Origin of the sequence: Lysinibacillus sp. NPDC093216, assembly GCF_050280325.1 — a bacterium.
In the GTDB taxonomy this organism is placed as follows: Bacteria; Bacillota; Bacilli; order Bacillales_A; family Planococcaceae; genus Lysinibacillus.
The window spans coordinates 240,716-259,516 of the sequence record NZ_JBNNVB010000004.1; the positions used below are offsets into that span (position 1 = coordinate 240,716).

The 18,801-nt window shown below is 39.1% G+C and carries 16 protein-coding genes, 1 riboswitch and 1 other annotated feature; of the genes, 1 reads left to right on the plus strand and 15 read right to left on the minus strand.

The window, feature by feature from the left end:
• Positions 1 to 3 precede the first annotated feature (3 nt).
• Together sdhA and ACQKOG_RS07360 are read right to left on the minus strand one after the other, a co-directional pair.
• Positions 4 to 1,758 carry a succinate dehydrogenase flavoprotein subunit gene (gene sdhA, locus ACQKOG_RS07355; RefSeq protein WP_370075558.1) on the minus strand — a complete coding sequence of 585 codons (1,755 nt, stop codon included), beginning with the start codon at positions 1,756 to 1,758 and terminating at the stop codon, positions 4 to 6.
• Positions 1,759 to 1,824: 66 nt separating this feature from the next.
• Positions 1,825 to 2,433 carry a succinate dehydrogenase cytochrome b558 subunit gene (locus ACQKOG_RS07360; RefSeq protein ID WP_370075560.1) on the minus strand — a complete coding sequence of 203 codons (609 nt, stop codon included), beginning with the start codon at positions 2,431 to 2,433 and terminating at the stop codon, positions 1,825 to 1,827.
• Positions 2,434 to 2,705: 272 nt separating this feature from the next.
• On the opposite strand from ACQKOG_RS07360, the gene ACQKOG_RS07365 reads away from it, so the two are divergent.
• A complete protein-coding gene (locus ACQKOG_RS07365) occupies positions 2,706 to 3,140 on the plus strand; it encodes a YslB family protein (protein ID WP_370075562.1) in 435 nt (144 codons plus the stop codon).
• A gap of 530 nt (positions 3,141 to 3,670) precedes the next feature.
• Here the strand turns inward: ACQKOG_RS07365 and ACQKOG_RS07370 are convergent.
• The 13 genes from ACQKOG_RS07370 to ACQKOG_RS07430 form a co-directional block, all read right to left on the minus strand.
• Complete coding sequence (locus tag ACQKOG_RS07370; protein ID WP_427445805.1) at positions 3,671 to 4,930, minus strand: methyl-accepting chemotaxis protein; 1,260 nt, start codon at positions 4,928 to 4,930, stop codon at positions 3,671 to 3,673.
• A gap of 427 nt (positions 4,931 to 5,357) precedes the next feature.
• Entirely contained in the window at positions 5,358 to 6,596 is a 1,239-nt protein-coding gene (locus tag ACQKOG_RS07375) for an aspartate kinase (protein ID WP_427445807.1), read from the minus strand.
• A gap of 218 nt (positions 6,597 to 6,814) precedes the next feature.
• Positions 6,815 to 6,993, minus strand: a riboswitch (Lysine riboswitch).
• A gap of 136 nt (positions 6,994 to 7,129) precedes the next feature.
• Positions 7,130 to 7,324, minus strand: coding sequence for a hypothetical protein (locus ACQKOG_RS07380; protein WP_370075568.1), 195 nt, complete (start codon positions 7,322 to 7,324; stop codon positions 7,130 to 7,132).
• A 10-nt stretch (positions 7,325 to 7,334) separates the two neighbouring features.
• Complete coding sequence (gene uvrC / locus ACQKOG_RS07385) at positions 7,335 to 9,125, minus strand: excinuclease ABC subunit UvrC (protein ID WP_402868458.1); 1,791 nt, start codon at positions 9,123 to 9,125, stop codon at positions 7,335 to 7,337.
• Positions 9,126 to 9,266: 141 nt separating this feature from the next.
• On the minus strand, positions 9,267 to 9,578 hold the full coding sequence (gene trxA, locus ACQKOG_RS07390) for a thioredoxin (protein WP_004226420.1): 312 nt from the start codon (positions 9,576 to 9,578) through the stop codon (positions 9,267 to 9,269).
• A gap of 124 nt (positions 9,579 to 9,702) precedes the next feature.
• The gene (locus ACQKOG_RS07395) at positions 9,703 to 11,061 is read right to left on the minus strand and encodes an amino acid permease (protein ID WP_370075570.1); all 1,359 of its coding nucleotides are present in this window, start codon (positions 11,059 to 11,061) and stop codon (positions 9,703 to 9,705) included.
• A 186-nt stretch (positions 11,062 to 11,247) separates the two neighbouring features.
• Positions 11,248 to 11,481, minus strand: a binding site (T-box leader).
• 430 nt (positions 11,482 to 11,911) lie between these two features.
• The gene (locus tag ACQKOG_RS07400; RefSeq protein WP_370075571.1) at positions 11,912 to 12,889 is read right to left on the minus strand and encodes an electron transfer flavoprotein subunit alpha/FixB family protein; all 978 of its coding nucleotides are present in this window, start codon (positions 12,887 to 12,889) and stop codon (positions 11,912 to 11,914) included.
• A 51-nt stretch (positions 12,890 to 12,940) separates the two neighbouring features.
• Complete coding sequence (locus ACQKOG_RS07405; RefSeq protein ID WP_049667561.1) at positions 12,941 to 13,714, minus strand: electron transfer flavoprotein subunit beta/FixA family protein; 774 nt, start codon at positions 13,712 to 13,714, stop codon at positions 12,941 to 12,943.
• A gap of 117 nt (positions 13,715 to 13,831) precedes the next feature.
• A complete protein-coding gene (locus ACQKOG_RS07410) occupies positions 13,832 to 14,605 on the minus strand; it encodes an enoyl-CoA hydratase (RefSeq protein WP_370075572.1) in 774 nt (257 codons plus the stop codon).
• A 14-nt stretch (positions 14,606 to 14,619) separates the two neighbouring features.
• A complete protein-coding gene (locus ACQKOG_RS07415; RefSeq protein WP_049667778.1) occupies positions 14,620 to 15,201 on the minus strand; it encodes a TetR/AcrR family transcriptional regulator in 582 nt (193 codons plus the stop codon).
• Positions 15,202 to 15,408: 207 nt separating this feature from the next.
• Positions 15,409 to 17,100, minus strand: coding sequence for an AMP-binding protein (locus ACQKOG_RS07420; RefSeq protein ID WP_402868454.1), 1,692 nt, complete (start codon positions 17,098 to 17,100; stop codon positions 15,409 to 15,411).
• 527 nt (positions 17,101 to 17,627) lie between these two features.
• Complete coding sequence (locus tag ACQKOG_RS07425; protein WP_402868452.1) at positions 17,628 to 18,209, minus strand: hypothetical protein; 582 nt, start codon at positions 18,207 to 18,209, stop codon at positions 17,628 to 17,630.
• A gap of 156 nt (positions 18,210 to 18,365) precedes the next feature.
• A complete protein-coding gene (locus ACQKOG_RS07430) occupies positions 18,366 to 18,779 on the minus strand; it encodes a DUF350 domain-containing protein (RefSeq protein ID WP_132357141.1) in 414 nt (137 codons plus the stop codon).
• Positions 18,780 to 18,801 lie beyond the last annotated feature (22 nt).

Here is an 18,801-nt window from a genome sequence, read left to right on the forward strand (position 1 = left end):
TTCTTAGTCTCCTTTCGCAGAGTAATCACGTTTACGTGGTGGAATTAATGAAACGTCGACTTCTTGGTAAGTAATGATTGGGTTACCAGTAGTTGGATCAAACTTCGCCATTGTTGTTTTTAAGAAGTTCTCATCATCACGGTTCGGGAAGTCTGGCTTATAATGTGCACCACGAGATTCATTACGTAATAATGCACCTTTTGTCATTACTTTCGCAAGGTAAATCATATTTTTTAACTGACGCGTAAAGTGAGCACCTTGGTTACTCCACTTTTGTGTATCGTTGATGTTAATGTTTTCCCAACGTTTTTGGAATTCATCAAGTTTATTCAATGTATCTTGAAGTTGGTCATTGTAACGTACTACTGTCATAGTAGCTGTCATCATTTCACCAAGCTCTTTATGAAGCAAGTAAGCGTTTTCTGTGCCGTCCATTTTCATGACAGCATCCCACTTAGCTTGTTCTTCTTTAACGCGAGCATCGAATACTTCTTGTGGAATATCTTCAGCATGCTTTTTAAGATGTTTAACATAATCTACTGCGTTTGGTCCAGCAACCATACCGCCATAGATAGCAGATAATAATGAGTTCGCACCAAGACGGTTTGCACCATGTTGAGAATAATCACATTCACCTGCTGCAAATAGACCAGGAATTTCAGTCATTTGGTTGTAGTCAACCCATAATCCACCCATTGAGTAGTGAACTGCTGGGAAAATTTTCATTGGTAATTTACGTGGATCATCACCTACGAATTTTTCGTAGATTTCAATAATACCACCTAGTTTTACATCTAATTCATGTGGATCTTTATGAGAAAGATCTAGGTATACCATGTTTTCGCCGTTGATACCAAGTTTTTGGTTTACACAAACGTCGAAAATTTCACGTGTTGCAATATCACGTGGTACTAAGTTACCATATGCAGGATATTTTTCTTCCAGGAAGTACCAAGGTTTACCGTCTTTATAAGTCCAAATACGGCCACCTTCTCCACGAGCTGACTCTGACATTAGACGGTTTTTGTCATCTCCAGGAATCGCTGTTGGGTGAATTTGGATGAACTCACCATTCGCGTATGAAGCACCTTGTTGGTAAACGATAGAAGCAGCAGAACCTGTATTAATAACAGAGTTTGTTGTTTTACCGAAGATAATACCAGGGCCACCAGTCGCCATAATAACAGCGTCTGCACGGAATGATTTGATTTCTTCTGTACGCATATCTTGCGCTACGATACCACGACAAACGCCGTCAGGATCGACTACTGCACCAAGGAATTCCCAATGCTCATATTTGTTCACTAAACCAGCTACTTCGTGAGAGCGAACTTGCTCGTCTAGTGCGTATAGTAATTGCTGACCAGTTGTTGCACCAGAGAAGGCTGTACGGTGCATTAAAGTACCACCGAAACGACGGAAGTCAAGAAGACCTTCTGGTGTACGGTTGAACATTACACCCATACGGTCCATTAAGTGAATAATACCAGGGGCTGCATCACACATACCCTTAACAGGTGGTTGGTTCGCTAAGAAGTCCCCACCATAAACTGTATCATCAAAGTGGATCCAAGGAGAATCCCCTTCACCTTTTGTATTTACCGCACCATTAATTCCGCCCTGCGCACATACAGAGTGTGAGCGTTTTACAGGAACTAATGAGAATAAATCAACTTCAGTACCAACTTCAGCTGCTTTAATCGTTGCCATCAGACCAGCTAGACCGCCGCCGACAACAATTATTTTGCTTTTCGCCATGATTATTTCTCACTCCTCTTAAAAAATTGCAATGATTGCATGTACTCTATAGTAGCTTCTATTAAATTAAACAAAAGCTAAAATAGCAGCCACACCAACTACACTTAGAATTACGAAAATAATGTTTGTTACATAAGTAGCAATCTTTTGAGACTGAGGAGATTGTACAATACCCCAGCTAACTAGGAATGCCCATAAACCGTTAGATAAGTGGAAAGTTGCTGATATAATACCAACGATGTAGAATCCAAGCATGAATGGATTAGAAACGATATCCGCCATCATGTCGTAATCAACTTCTGTACCAAGTGCTTTTTGAATACGAGTTTGGAAAATATGCCATGCAATGAAGATCACTAAGAATACACCAGTGAAACGTTGTAATGAGTACATCCAGTTACGGTATGTGCTGAAACGTCCTGTATTTGGTGTAGCAGTGAATGCAATGTAGACACCATAGAATGCGTGGAACATTAATGGAATATAAATGACAATCCATTCAACTAGGATAAGGAATGGAATCTTTTCCATTACTGCGGTAGCATCGTTGTAACTTTCTGCTCCGCCTGTTGCTGTAAAGTTAATGAACAGGTGCATCGTTAAAAACAGACCTACTGGAATGATACCAAGTAGAGAATGTAAGCGACGCCATAAAAACTCTCGATCTTTCGACAAGACTGTTACCCCCCTTAGTACTTAAAATAGCACAACTAAAGAAGTCATCATTTTGTAACTGATACTTCATTGACTGTGTATTTCATCATGGTACAATATTATGACATGTTTATTGTACTCTCAAGAGCTACGAGCGTCAAGGCAACTTAAAGTTTTTCATATTCCTTATTAAATAAGTAATCTAGTACATGATGCATCGTTTTTTCTCGAAAAATCTATCTTTACTTTATCAGTGTCGAATTTTAAGAAAATTCTAAGAAAGAAGGCTTTCAATGTTAAACACTTCATCTCCTACAATCTCAGCATTTGGCTATGAGATAATTCGCGATTATATTTTATCTTCCATTCTTGGTAAACACGAAGATGATGTCCTTTACTGGGCAGGAAAAGATCTAGCTCGGAAGTTCCCATGTACAAGTCAAGATGAACTTATCGCATTTTTCGCAGATGCCTGTTGGGGTAATTTAGAGCTTGTCAAAGAATCGAAAGATGGACGTATATTCCAGTTGACAAATGATCCAGAACTGTTACAAATCGGTCTTCGAAGCTTTAGACTTGAAGCAGGATTTATAGCTGAGCAAATCCAGCAAGTAAAAGGTTATTTAACAGAATGCTATGATGAAAAACGTGAAAAGCAACAAAATGTAACGTTCACAGTAAAATGGGACGTTAAAGAAAGAATCATGAATACCGTTCCTACAGAATAAAACGAAAAGGATTGCCATCCCACATTTATGGATGACAATCCTTTTTATGTATACAATAGAAGTTAATTGTAGCGAAGATTGGGCAACTCCTTGGAGTAGCGTCATAAATGGACAAGCGAAGTAGCTCCATTGGACGCCCCCAGTAAAGCGTCGTGATGGAACAGAAATCACCCCCTCGTTATGATGATGAGTTTAGGGATGACATGTTGCTAAAGCGTATGTCATGTGAATTGGCTGATTGGAGTGGAGGCTGGGCGACTCCTTGGGGATCAGCAATAGAGGAACGAAGGCTAAGAACATCACGTCCTGTGATAACGCCTTCGTAACCAACATCGTGTTGGCCCGAGACCCTGGAGCGAGCATAGCGAGTGAAGCGGCTCATCGGACGCCCCCAGGAAGCTCTGCTCTGCGCGAAAGCGAAGCGTCAGCAACAAATGTTTTCTGTAGCGAAAAGCAAAGCGACAGCTACAAAGCGCCTAGCCAGAACGGAAATCACCCCCTCGTTTATGTTTACGAATCATTTTTCTAATTTATAGTTGTGCACGTCTTTCTTTTAAAAGTACATCTATTAACCCAATAAATGCCTCCAAAATATTAAGTGAGTGTTGAATCATTTCTTCTATGTTATTAATTGACAGTTCATTCACTAATTTTTGTGCGGCCATATGTACTAATTCATGTGGTTGTTCAATATGACGATATTCTGGTAAGTTCTGATATTCCTCAAAATGTCCGTAATACCATTTTCCAAACATACATTGATGATACGTTTTTATCGTTTCTTTCTGACCAGCCTTTTGAATAGCATTTCGTAAAAAGCTAGCATGATCCATTAACCTTGCTGCCAATTGGCTAACTACCGTTTGCTCTGATGGTTTTCTGATTGTCGGTGCAATAGCTTTTAACATTTCAGATACTTGATTTTGTATTATATCCGAGAAGTCACTAGAATGTGATAATTCCGTCGTCGTTTCCGCTAAACGACCTACAGCTATTACATTTTCTTCTGATGCAACTGTTATTTGATGAATACCATGTGCTGCTTCTTCAATATTTCTACTTGTTACAGTCAGATTAGCAATATTGTCCTTCATGACACTTATAAAGTCAGTTAAATAATGTTCGACTTCTTTAATATTTGTTATTGTATTATGTAATTTCTTATCAATGACTGAGCGAATCTTTGTCATTTCTTGCAATGAACCTTTCGAGCTGTTGGCTAAATTCCCTACCTCCATCGCGACAACATTAAAGCCTTTTCCATGCTCACCAGCACGTGCGGCTTCAATAGAGGCATTTAAAGATAGTAGTTGCGTTTGATCGGCAATCCCGGTTACACCTTTACTGATATCATCCATTTTAGTCATTTCATCATTCAGTTGCTCTGTTGAATTTGCTCCTTTGGTCAACAGCTCCTGAACCATTTCACCTTTTGAAATGGATGATTCCATTTCTTCTACAAGTAGTAATGAATGCTGTTTTATTTCTTGAATGTTTGCATTAACATTTTGCTCAACCGCAAGCACCTCCTCTGTATTTGACGACATTTCTTCACTCATTGCTGAAATATCCCCTACACTCGTAGAGACATTTTGAACCTTTAAAGCCGTTTGAAAATTAATTAACTCCATATGCGCTAGTACAAAGTCTAAAATCGCATTTTTCACATCAATACTTTCCTGCTCAAGTTCCAATTCCAAAATTCGCTTTTTTAATATTTGTATTTCTAAATCGTTGTGCTTCTCAACGCTTTCATCCATTGACTTTTGAAATAAACCAAATAACCCCATACAAACTTCCACCTTCCCTTTGGTAAAACATGTCATATTTTATTATATAACAATAGAATTAGATAAAGTATTAAATTGATGTGAACAAAAAAGGATGTGCCTTTTACTGACACATCCTCTTCAACATTATATGAAAAGCGCTTGTTCTAAAATCAATTATGCCCTTCTTTCCGTCGCTTTGGCTGTTCTATCCACGATTTTGGTGGCTCTATCCATGAATTTGAGTGCTCTATCCACGACTTTGGTGGTTCTATCTACGACTTTGGGTGCTCTATCCACGATTTTGGTGGCTCTATCCACGAATTTGACTTTGGGTGCTCTATCCATCTTTGACTCTTTTAAATTGCGTCCGAAGGCATTAGGCCAACAAATGTTTTTTGCGCGAAAGCGTAGCGTCAGCGGCACGAAGTTGATCACTCAGTTGTCGCTACACTTTCTGTACAAAAGACATTTCCTGAAATAAATTAAATTCATCATGTAATGCATTTGCTGCACGAATCATTTCGTCCTGAGGTACAACGACAGACACTTTTATTTCAGAAGTACTTACCATTTTTACAGGGATATCTTCACGGCGTAGACGATCAAACATTCGGGCAGCCACCCCTGGATTAGATGCCATACCAGATCCAATAATGGAAACTTTCGCTAAACCAATTTCAAAATCAGCAAAACTAAATCCTAGTGATACTTTACTATCTTCTAGTACACGTAATGCTTCAGCGAACTCCTCTTTTAAAATGGTAAATGATACAGTCGGCTTTAAGCCATCAATTATTGCTTGTACGATTATATCGACGTTTATACGATTTTCCGCAAGTATTGTGAACATATCTGCTAACGAAGCATTAGAATAAGCATCATAACCAATCGTTAAGCGAATAACGTCTGACTCATAGGCAACACCTCGTACAATTAAATTTTTTTCCATTTCAACTTCCTCCTTCAATAAAGTACCTACTGTATCTATTTCGCTCGACCTAATGATAACCGGGATTTGAAACTTCTTTGCTAACTCTACAGCTCGCGGGTGTAAAATTTGTGACCCTAAGTTTGATAGCTCTAGCATCTCATCATAGGAAATTTCTTTTAGCTTTTGTGCCCCAGCAACATGACTTGGATCAGCTGTATAGACTCCATCCACATTCGTGTAAATATCTACCCGCTTCGCCTTCAATTTTGCTGCAATGGCTATAGCCGTCGTTTCCGCCCCACCTTTACCTAACGTCGTAATATTCCGTAAATTATCGATACCCTGTTCCCCAGCAACGACTACGATTTTCCCCTGTACAAAATGCTCTTCTATTCGTCTAGCATCCATCCCATCAATACGGGCATTGCTATACATAGCATCAGTTTCAATGCCTGCCTGCCAGCCCGTTAATGACACAGCATCATATCCTTCCTCCTGTAAAGCAATTGCCACTAATGTACTAGTAAGTTGTGAGCTTGTTGAAAGTAATGCGTCTAGTTCACGCTTAGATGCATTGTCTGATAAATCACGAACCATCTTTGTTAATTCTTTAGATATACTCCTCATAGCTGTAGTGACAACGACAACATCAAAACCTCTTTCCTTTTCTGCAATCGCCTTTTGCGCAACATTTTGAATGTGCTCTGTTGATGCTAATGCAGCACCACCAAATTTCATCACAACTCTCGCCATCTTTATCATTCTCCTTCGTATTCAATCATTTTACTGATTATAAAGTAGCTATGCTTTTGCAGCTTTTCACAAAATAACACCACAAAAGCAAATAGCACCCCTTCACCTCTTAGGTAAAAGTAACAGACTTGAAAAAATGTTGTTTCGGAAAACTAAAAAGGCAGCTCCTCACATAACGTGAAAGCTGCCTATAACATGTACAATAAAGTAACTTGCGCATGTGTGATAGCTCTCCGAAACGTTTAGAATCGACAGTCTTACATCTCTTAAATGTAAAACCAGCACAGCATCGGAAACAACGATGCTCCACTTCGGCAAGTTCCCCTTTCATACATTTTCACTGGACTTGTTCGTCCTCGCATGTACTACTCTTGAACCTTGCACCTCTATCATCACTAAATAGTGATCGTATTTAATTGAACCTTAGTGAAGAAATTTCCAATTCAATAAGTAGAAACTACTAAAAAAACTAAGGCGCCGTATATAACATCGCTTTATTGAAGAGCAATGTTATATACAACCTTAGCATACGTCTAATCCTTTGACAATGTGTCTTGTCGAAAATCAATTTCGCCTTGGCGTAATTGCCGCTGACGCTTCGCTTTCGCGCAGAAGACATTTGCCGCTGACGCTTCGCTTTCGCACAGATAAACAATGCGTCCGAAGGCTTTATTTTCATTCAGTAGGTGTTTGTACACCCACTGAAAAGGAATTCCATCTGCATTCATCTCACTACCTTTAGAGGTGAGAGTCTTCTGCTGAATGAAAATAAGCATGAATATTGCTAGCAAGATTAGCAGGCATCCCTGCTTCTTGTAATGCCTGCATACTTGCCTCACGAATTTTTTTGACAGAACCAAAATGCTTGAGTAATTGTTGTTTTCGCTTTGGACCAATTCCCTCTATATTATCGAGGACAGATTGTATAGCGTGTTTCTCATGCTGCTGTCGTAAGAAGGTTATAGCAAAGCGGTGTACTTCATCCTGAATTCGTTGTAATAAGTAGAATCCATCACTTGTACGTTTTAACGCAATAACTTCTGGTGGATCACCAAATAGAAGCTGTGAAGTATTATGCTTTTCATCTTTTGCTAATCCGGCAATTGGAATGACAAGGCCGAGCTCATCCTCTAATACTTCACGCGCGACTTCCATTTGTCCCTTCCCACCATCTATTAGTACTAAATCCGGTAAAGGTAGACCATCTTTTAATACACGTGTGTATCGACGACGTATTACTTCCTGCATTGCCCCGTAATCATCGTGCTTGGCGGCGGTACGTGTTTTGTATTTTCGATACTCCTTCTTCGCAGGTTTTCCATCGATAAATACAACCATTGCAGATACAGCATCTGTCCCATGCATATGACTATTATCGAAGGCTTCAATCCGTAACGGCGTAGAAATGCCCATCGCTTCACCGAGCGCCTCACATGCTCCTATTGTGCGCTCTTCCTGACGTTCAATAAGCTGGAACTTCGCTGCTACAGCAATTTCAGCATTTTTCGTCGCTAATTCAACTAGCTCTTTTTTTTGCCCACGTTTTGGTGTCAGTACCTTAACTTCTAGTAATTCCGTTAAAATATCTGCATCAATAGATTGTGGGATAAAAATCTCCTTAGGTTTAATGTGCTCTAGCTTCTCGTAAAATCGTCCAACAAACGTTAAAAATTCCTCTTCTGCCTCTTGATAAACCGGGAAAATCGAGACATCTCGCTCTATAAGCTTTCCTTGACGAACAAAGAAAACTTGAACACACATCCAACCCTTCTCGACGGCATAGCCAAATACATCACGATTCGTTGTATCACTTGATACGATTTTTTGCTTTTGCATGACTGTATCGATATGTGCAATTTGATCGCGAAATTCCTTTGCACGCTCAAACTCTAAATTTTCTGCGGCCGCTAGCATTTTTACTTCTAGCTCCTTTTTGACTTCCTCAACTCCACCATTTAAAAATTTTGTCATATCCTCAATCATATCGTGGTAAGTTTCAGCTTCAATATCCTTCACGCAAGGGGCTAGACATTGCCCCATGTGATAATACAAGCAAACCTTGGTAGGGAGTTGTACACATTTTCGCAGAGGATACAAACGATCTAGCAGCTTTTTTGTCTCACTTGCTGCATACGCATTCGGATATGGCCCAAAATATTTCGCCTTATCCTTTTTCACTTTTCGTGTTGTAATAAGACGTGGATGTTTCTCATTTGTAATTTTTAAATACGGATACGTTTTATCATCCGTTAGCATAATATTGTACTTCGGATCATGTAGTTTTATAAGATTAAGCTCTAAAATTAAAGCTTCAATATTGGAAGATGTCACAATGTACTCAAAGTCTTCTATTTCGCTTACAAGTCTCTGTGTTTTCCCTTCATGCGTACCAGTAAAATACGAGCGTACTCGATTTTTCAGCACTTTTGCCTTCCCGACATAAATAATAGTTCCTTGTCGATCTTTCATCAAATAGCAGCCAGGCTGATCTGGTAAAATTTCAAGCTTTCGTTTAATTAAATCATTCATCGCCTACCTGCCCCCTTTTTCTAAAAAAGCAAATAAAGATTTGTCTATTCTCAAATATAACGTTCGCTTTTCCTCTATATTATATAACGAAAAAAAGCCAAGCACATCATATTGATGGCTTGACTCTTTTTTTCTTACAAATTAAGCATGTTTTGCGATAAATGCTTCTAACGCTTCTTTTGGTTGGAAACCAACAGTTTTATCTACTAATTCACCGTCTTTGAATAAAAGTAATGATGGGATAGACATAATTTGGTATTGCGCTGCAGTACCTTGGTTGTTATCTACATCTACTTTTACAATTTTAGCCGCACTACCTGCAGCATCCATTTCTTCAAGAACTGGTCCAATCATTTTACATGGTCCGCACCAAGCAGCCCAAAAGTCTACTAGTACTAAACCTTCTTTAATATCGTCTTGGAAAGTTGCATCTGTTGCATGTACAATTGCCATTTGAAATCCTCCTTAAACTTACTATGTTTGTAGTATAGCATGGATAAATTCTCTTGAGCGAACAATCTGCCTAGTATGCAAAAATTATGAAAAATAAGGTCGAAAAAGGCATTAAGTTGATTTGTTATTTAGCCTCATTTTCTTGAAAACGACCTTTAAAGACATAAGTTAGCGTAATAAAGAGATAAATAGCTAATGTAATACCTGTTACGATAATAGATGTTGTGAAAATAATACCAATCAGAATTGCACTTAACGCAATAATAGCGATCCAAGTTGTATAAGGGAACAATTTTACTGCATAGGTACTTGTTTTTTCCGGCTGTTTTTTACGCGATTTCAGATGTGCAATCGCAATAATTAACCAAATAAATAACACGGTATATCCAAGCGAACCCATTAGGAAATCAAAAGTTTTGCTTCCCGCAAATAAAGAAAATATTACAGCCATATATAAAGCTAACGTACACGCTAATATGGCATATACCGGAACTTTTCTTTTTGATAAATGGGCAAAGATTTTAGGTACACGCCCGTCCACAGCTTGTGTATACAGAACACGTGATGAACCATAAAGTCCCGAGTTCATTGATGAAATAATAGCAAGTAGAACAACAGCGTTCATAATATGGTCAGCACCAGGGATCCCAATCATTTTAAAAACCATTACAAACGGACTTTCTGGCACCCCGTTTACTTCATTCCAAGGAATCAAACTAACGATAATAAAGAAAGGAATTAAATAAAAAGTCACGATACGTACTAATGTACTGCGAACAGCTTTTGGCACTACTTTCTCTGGATTTTTCGTTTCCGCTAATGTAATACCAATAATTTCAGTACCACCATAAGAATAAATAACTACAAGCATTGCAGCAATCAACCCCATTGATCCGTTCGGGAAGAAACCACCATGCTCCGTTAAATTTGAAAAACCAACAGCTGTATGATTACCAAAAGTAACAAGCAATAAAATTAATCCCGCTATGATGAACACCACAATAACGGTAATTTTAATTAACGCCAGCCAATATTCAGTTTCAGCAAAAACTTTCACCGATAACAAGTTAATGGCTGTAACTAACACCGAAACAGATAATGCAAGTATCCAAATTGGATAATCTGGCAACCAATACTGAATAAAAATGGCCGCAACTATAGATTCCGCCGCAATATTTAACACCCACATTTTCCAATAAATCCAATCTAGGAAATAAGCTGGATACTTTCCTAAAACGGCTTGCACTAAATCTCTAAATGTTCTCGCTTCGCTATTGCGGACTGCCATTTCTGCTAAACCTTGCATAACAAATAGCAGAATAATCCCACCAATTAAGTACGCAATTAGTACTGATGGTCCTGCCATATCAATGGCTGTACTACTTCCCTTAAACAACCCTGCACCAATGGCACCACCTAAAGCCATCATCGTAATATGCCGTGAGGTCATCGTTCTCTGTAATTTCTGATTATCATTTTCCATTTCCTTACCTCCTAAAATCAACAAATGCGCTAAAGTGCTCGTTTACATCCGACAAGCGCTGGAGAGCCAGAAGCAAAAGTAAGTGCTCCTCCATTTTTGCCCGGGGATCGAAGCGACCTCGAGGATGTAGCGCTTTAGCCTAGACGCAAAAAAGGCATATCGTCTGATCCTTCATTATCAAATGAAAGAAGAGACGATATGCCATAAGCAAACCGCGGTACCACTCTAATTGGTTCTATTAGAACCCAGCTTTAAAACCTAATAACGAAGGTTAACCGTCCAGCAAATAGAATATTCTGCAAATTCCATTTATCTTACCGCTCCTAGGCAAGTTCAAAGTCTTATTGGACTGCGTCGCACCAACCCGCAGCTCTCTTCACCAAATAATGAGCTTTTACTACTCCTAATCTTTGCGTTTCTTTATAAAAATCAATTATGCCTCGGCATAATTGCGTCTGGAATCGGCTTTGTGCTTGCACAAAGAACTCCTTCCCGATTCCATGACATCCGCCGGAGGCTTTAACTTCTTTCAGCGGATGTTTTTTGTACCGAAAGCGTAGCGACAGGTACAGATGTTTGATCCGCTGAAAGAAGTTAAATTAATATTCATCACTATACGTTCTAAAATTAATTATGTCAACATTTTATTTTGCAATAACTTTAAAAAATCAAAAAATTCGAACGCAAAAAAGCGGGGAAGACACATCCTCCCCGCTACAAAACAAATATTAATTTCGCCTTGGCGTAATTGTGTCCGGATTTCGAATTGTGCCTGCACAATTCAAAATCCGTGACATCCGCCGGAGGCTTTATCTTCATTCAGTAAATTTGCTGAATGAAGATAATTTAATTAGGCATTCACTTTTAACGCTTTAAATTCTTCGATTAAAAGAGGCACTACCTCAAATAAATCACCTACGATACCGTAGTCCGCAACTTTGAAAATATTTGCTTCTGGATCTTTATTAATCGCAACGATTACTTTTGAGTTTGACATACCAGCTAAGTGTTGAATAGCTCCAGAAATACCCGCTGCAATGTAAAGGTCTGGTGTTACTACCTTACCTGTTTGACCGATTTGAAGTGAGTAGTCACAATATTCAGCATCACATGCACCACGTGAAGCACCAACTGCACCACCAAGTAAATCTGCTAGCGCTTTTAATGGTTCAAAGCCTTCCTCAGATTTTACGCCACGACCACCTGCTACAACTACTTTTGCCTCAGAAAGATCAACACCCTCTGAAGATTTACGTACTACCTCTTTAATGATTGTACGAAGGTTTGTAATATCTACAGTAATAGAAGTGATGTCACCTGATTTACCGCTTACTTTTTCTAATGGTGCAATATTATTTGGACGAACTGAAGCTAAAACCAAACCGTCTTTTACTTTAACTTTTTCAAAAGCCTTACCAGAGTAAATTGGACGGATGAATGCAACATCATCGCCAGCACCCTCAATTGACGTTACATCAGATACAAGACCTGCTTGTAATTTACTTGCAATTTTCGGTGATAAATCTTTACCGTTTGCAGTATGACCAAATACGATACCAGTTGGCTTTTCTTCCTCAATTACTGCTAATAAAGCTTGACCATAGCCATCAGATGTATATTGTTTTAAATGTGGATGCTCCACTGTTACAACACGATCTGCACCATATTCAAATAATGGACCAGTTAAGTTTGCTACGGCATCCCCTAAAAGAACACCAACAACCTCACCACCGTCTGCGATTTGCTTTGCAGCTGCGATTGCTTCGAAAGAAACATTACGTAAGCTTCCTTCACGAACTTCACCTAATACTAATACTTTTTTTGTCATAGTATATTCCCTCCGTTACCCTTTAAGATTCGATTTGTGTCATCAGATGACTTAAACTACTTTCGCCTCTGTATGAAGTAGGTTTACTAGCTCTTTTACTTGTGCAGAAAGTTCGCCTTCTAGAATACGGCCTGCTGCCTTTTGAGCCGGTAAGAAAATATCAACTGTTTCTACCTTAACCTCTACATCATCTTCATCAATATCTAAATCATCTAACTCAAGTTCTGCAAGCGGTTTCTTCTTCGCTTTCATGATCCCTGGTAAAGATGGGTAACGTGGCTCGTTTAAACCTTGTTGAGCTGTTATTAAAAGTGGTAAAGATGTCTCGATAACTTCTGAGTCACCTTCAATATCGCGTACAATTTTCGCAGATGTTCCGTCAATCTCAAGCTTTGTAATTGTTGTTACATAGTTAATACCTAGTAAATCTGCAACACGAGGTCCTACTTGGCCAGAGCCTCCGTCAATTGCAACGTTTCCTGTTAAAATTAAATCAGCATCTTTATCTTTTAAATATTCAGCTAAAATATATGCTGCTGCATTTTGATCCAGTTCATCTAGATCGTCTTCTGTATTAATAAGAACTGCTTCATCTGCTCCCATCGCAAGAGCTGTACGCAATTGCTTCTCTGTATCTTCGCCACCAATTGATACAACTGTTACTTTACCGCCAGCAGCGTCACGTACTTGGATTGCCTCTTCAATGGCATATTCATCGTAAGGATTGATGATGAACTCTGCGCCATCCTCTTGGATTTTACCACCCGACACAACAATTTTTTCTTCTGTATCAAACGTACGTTTAATTAATGCAAAAATATTCATATATCCATACCTCCTGCAACGTTTTTTATTTCTAAGTAAACTTATAAATATTATATATTTTCAGTGTCGATAACGTCGATATCACTCTTTCAAGTCGCTATCGACACTGATGGAATATTATTTACCAGTAAACACAGGCTCGCGTTTTTCAATAAATGCTTGAATTCCCTCTTTTGCATCTTCCGAAACGAATACTGTGCCAAAGGATTTTGCTTCTGCCTCAATACCTTCATAAAACGAAGCATGCTTAGCATATTGCAATGTTTGAATAGCTGCTTTTAAAGCAACTGGGCTCTTCTTCGCAATTTTCTTCGCTACCTTTAGCGTTTCTTCCAATAATGCTTCATCTGTAAATGCACGATTCGCTAAACCCCATTGTACAGCTTCTGTACCAGAAATCGGCTCACTTGTAAACATCATTTCTGCAGCTTTTGCAACCCCTACATATCGAGGTAGTCGTTGTGTACCCCCAAAACCTGGAATAAGACCTAATTGTAATTCAGGTAGTCCTAATTTCGCAGATTCTGTCACAAAGCGCAGATGACAGCTCATCGCTAGTTCAAGGCCCCCACCTAGTGCAGCACCATGAATTGCAGCAATAATAGGTTTAGAGAACGATTCAACTCGCTCAAAAACTTGTTGCCCATTGTTCGCTAGTTTTGAAAATTCATCACCAGATCCAACCTCTGTAAATTCTTTAATGTCTGCACCAGCTGAGAAGAAACGACCTTCGCCATGAAGTACAAGGACACGTACAGTGTCATCATTTTCTACTTCATCTAGCACAGCATTTACTTCGGTAATGATCCCACGAGATAATGCATTTGCTGGTGGGCGTGCAATTGTAATAATCGCTACTCCATCCTCTGCTTTCCAACTTAGAAATTCCATTTCTCCACATCCTTTTAAGCTTTAATGCCGTTCAAGATTAATGCCTGAACTTTTGGAACCTGTTCTATCAAATCATATCGATATTCATTCATAACCCACGATGTAATGGTTTCGTCAATTGTTCCAAATACCATTTGACGTGCCAAGCGTACATCCATCGTTTGATTGAACTCACCTGACAGCATACCTTCGATTAAAATTTGATCAAGTAATTGTAAATACTCTCTTAACACCGAATTGATCTTCAGTCGTAAATCTTTATTCGATTGTCGTAGTTCCAATTGTGTGACGGTTGCTAGGTATCGATCTGTCGCTAGAACATTAAAATGATTTTCAATCATTCGTGAAAGTTTGTCCTTAGACGTACTTCCATTTTCTATTATATCTTGTAATGACTCTACAAAAACAGCCATTTTTTCATTAAAGACAGAAATTAATATATCTTCTTTATTTTTAAAATATAAATAGATTGTTCCGTCGGCCACCCCTGCCTGTTTAGCAATCTTCGATACCTGTGCTTGGTGATACCCATTTTCTGCAATAACGATGACAGCTGCATCAATAATTTGCTTATATTTTGGCTTATCACGTTTCACTTTTATATCACCACCTAAAAAAACTTGCACACGTCTAAATTCATGCTCAATACATGATGTCATCCTTCAATGACCAGCCATCTCAAACTGATAGATTGTTAAGGATATGACGTGGCAACCTAAAAAAATATGAAAATATGAATGGTCATTCATTCATATTTTCATATTATAATTTACATCTTTGCTTGTCAATACTTTATCACGTATTTATTTTGCTTCTTTATTCACCAATTTCGTTTTTTCTTCATCAACTAATGCGCGCCGCAAAATTTTTCCAACTGCTGTTTTCGGTAGCTCATCTCTAAACTCATAATAGCGAGGAACTTTGAAAGCAGCTAAGTTTTGACGGCAATATTTATTTAATTCGTCTTCCGTAATCGAATATCCTTCTTTTAAAACAATATAAGCTTTTACGGTTTCTCCACGATACGGGTCAGGTATACCAGCAACAACACATTCTTGGATTTCTTCGCGCTCATATAGTACTTCCTCTACCTCACGAGGGTAAATATTAAAACCACCTGCAATAATTATATCTTTTTTACGATCAACTACATAGAAATAGCCTTCCTCGTCCATATAGCCAAGATCGCCTGTTAAAAACCAGCCATCTACGAACGCCGCTGCAGTATCCTCAGGGCGATTCCAATAGCCTTTCATAACCTGAGGGCCCTTTACAGCTATTTCACCAACCTCACCGACTGGAAGCACCTCAGCATCCCCTGCACGTAAAATTATTGAATCCGTATTTGGCCAAGGTAAACCAATCGAGCCCATGACACGCTTACCCCAAATAGGTGTTGAATGTGTGACAGGAGAAGTTTCTGTTAATCCATATCCTTCGACAAGTTTTCCCCCTGTTGCCGCTTCAAATTTCTCCTGCACCTCTACAGGCAATGAAGCGGATCCACTTATGCATGCTTTGATAGACGACAAGTCGTACTTTGCAATATCCGGATGATTTAATAAACCAATATATAAAGTCGGTGCACCTGGGAATAGTGTTGGTTTTTGCTTATCAATTGTTTTTAACGCTGTCTCTGCATCAAACTTTGGTAATAACACCATCTTATTTTGCGTGAATACGGATAATAAAATAACAGCCGTCATACCATAAACATGAAAGAATGGCAGTATGCCCATAATGGTTTCCTCGCCATGTACACATTTATACATCCACGCATCACACATTGTTGTATTAGCAATTAAGTTTTTATGGGTCAACATTACACCTTTAGGGAAGCCAGTCGTTCCACCTGTATATTGAAGCAGTGCTACGTCCTCTTCAAAATCAAATGGAATATCAATCATTTTGATGGGCGCTGAGCGCATAATTTCTGTAAATAAATGATTTTGACCACTATGTTCAACCTTTACACTAAAACCGTACTGCTTTTTTTGAATATAGGGATAAACCAAATTTTTTGGAAATGGTAAATAATCTTTAATAGCCGTGACAATTACATTTTCAAGTGCAGTTTCTTTTATGATTTTCATAACACGTGGATACAAAATATCCATCAATAAAATAACTTTCGCACCTGAATCAGCCATTTGATATTGAAGTTCACGCTCAGTATAAAGTGGATTTGTTTGTACGACAATCGCTCCAGCATACATTGCCCCGTAGTAAGCGATTACACTTTGCGGTGAGTTTGGTAGCATAATAGCTACTCGATCTCCCTTCTCTACTCCAAGGGCTTGTAAATAGTTTGCGAACCTTAGCGCTGAATCATATAGCTCAGTGTACGTCAAATCCTTTCCCATAAAATGAATCGCAACTTTGGATGGATTCTTTTTATAGGCACGTGTCAAAAACTCTTGCACAGGAATTTCCTCAAACGTTAAAGACGATGGTACTTCTTCAGGATAATTTTTTAGCCATGGTTTTGTTGTCATACGTCCTCTCCCCTTTGCCCCAAATTTGTAAACTCTTATTTTAATTATAATGAAAAAGAAATACTCTTTCAAACACAAAATAGAAAATAAGTGCATTTTCGATTAATTATTATGCATTTAACAACATTTATATAACTGTATTTCTTAGGATTTTTGATCGACAGAGCGTATGAATACTCATTCATTCTTTCTTTTTTCATGCACAAAACTGAGTTAATATTTCTATATTCCAAAAATATTTTTTTAATGATAACTTTTTAGATAGATGAAGGAATATTAATAGGTTCTAGTATTATTTTTAGATAGGGTTGATATGAGGATGATGTAACTTATGATTTTTTTTGAGGGTATAGTAGTTTTTTATTTATTGGGGCGGTTACACACTCAACCTGAGGGGGGCTCTCTTCGGGCCAGAGTAGTTCTTTACACTTTTCCGTCACTTCGGCTATTCTTTCCGTCGCTTTGACTCTTCTTTCCGTCGCCCTGCCTTCTTTCCGTCGCTTTGACCTTTCGTTCCGTCGCTCTGGCTATTCTTTCCGTCGCTTTGACTCTTCTTTCCGTCGCTCTGGCTCTTCTTTCCGTCGCCCTGCCTTCTTTCCGTCGCTTTGACCTTTCGTTCCGTCGCCCTGACTCTTCTTTCCGTCGCTCTGGCTCTTCTTTCCGTCGCCCTGGCTATTCTTTCCGTCGCCCTGACTCTTCTTTCCGTCGCCCTGACTCTTCTTTCCGTCGCTCTGGCTCTTCTTTCCGTCGCTTTGACTCTTCTTTCCGCCACCCTGCCTTCTTTCCGTCGCTTTGACCTTTCGTTCCGTCGCCCTGGCTATTCTTTCCGTCGCCCTGACTCTTCTTTCCGTCGCTCTGGCTATTCTTTCCGTCGCCCTGACTCTTCTTTCCGTCGCTTTGACCTTTCGTTCCGTCGCTCTGGCTATTCTTTCCGTCGCTCTGGCTATTCTTTCCGTCGCCCTGCCTTCTTTCCGTCGCTTTGACCTTTCGTTCCGTCGCTCTGGCTCTTCTTTCCGTCGCCCTGACTCTTCTTTCCGTCGCCCTGGCTCTTCTTTCCGTCGCCCTGACTCTTCTTTCCGTCGCTTTGACTTCTTTCCGTCGCTAGACACTCGAGCAATTCTTCTCTTTACCCATAAAAAAACGCATCCTCATAAAAGGATGCGTTTTTTTGCTTAAAGGGTCATCATATAATAGACACCGACTGCCAAAAATGCGATGCAGACAACGATTAGTACTTTTGCTAATTTTTCCATGTCATTACACTCCTATGCAATACTTGCCCCAATAACAAACGATAGACCGAGTGAAATGGTAAAGGAAATGAAACCGACTGAGCGATTATCGTTTGCGATTTCTTGATCAACATTAAAACGTGGGGTCATAAATTCAAATAAGAAATACGCCACAATCAGTAATGTAAAACCAAAGAGGCCCCAGCCAATCATTTCACTTAAAGTACTATGGCGCGCAATGGAAAAGCGAAAAATATTACAGATCCCCAGTATTTTCCCGCCGGTTGCAAGTGCCACAGCGATATTACCATTTTTAATTTCTTCCCAGTTTTTATATTTCGTAACGACTTCGAACAATGCCATCGAGACGACTAAACATAATACAACAACACTAAAATATCCCGCCGTTTCGATAATTGGATATCGCCAAAAGCTAGAATTCAGCATTTTTCTCCGTCCCCTTTACTGC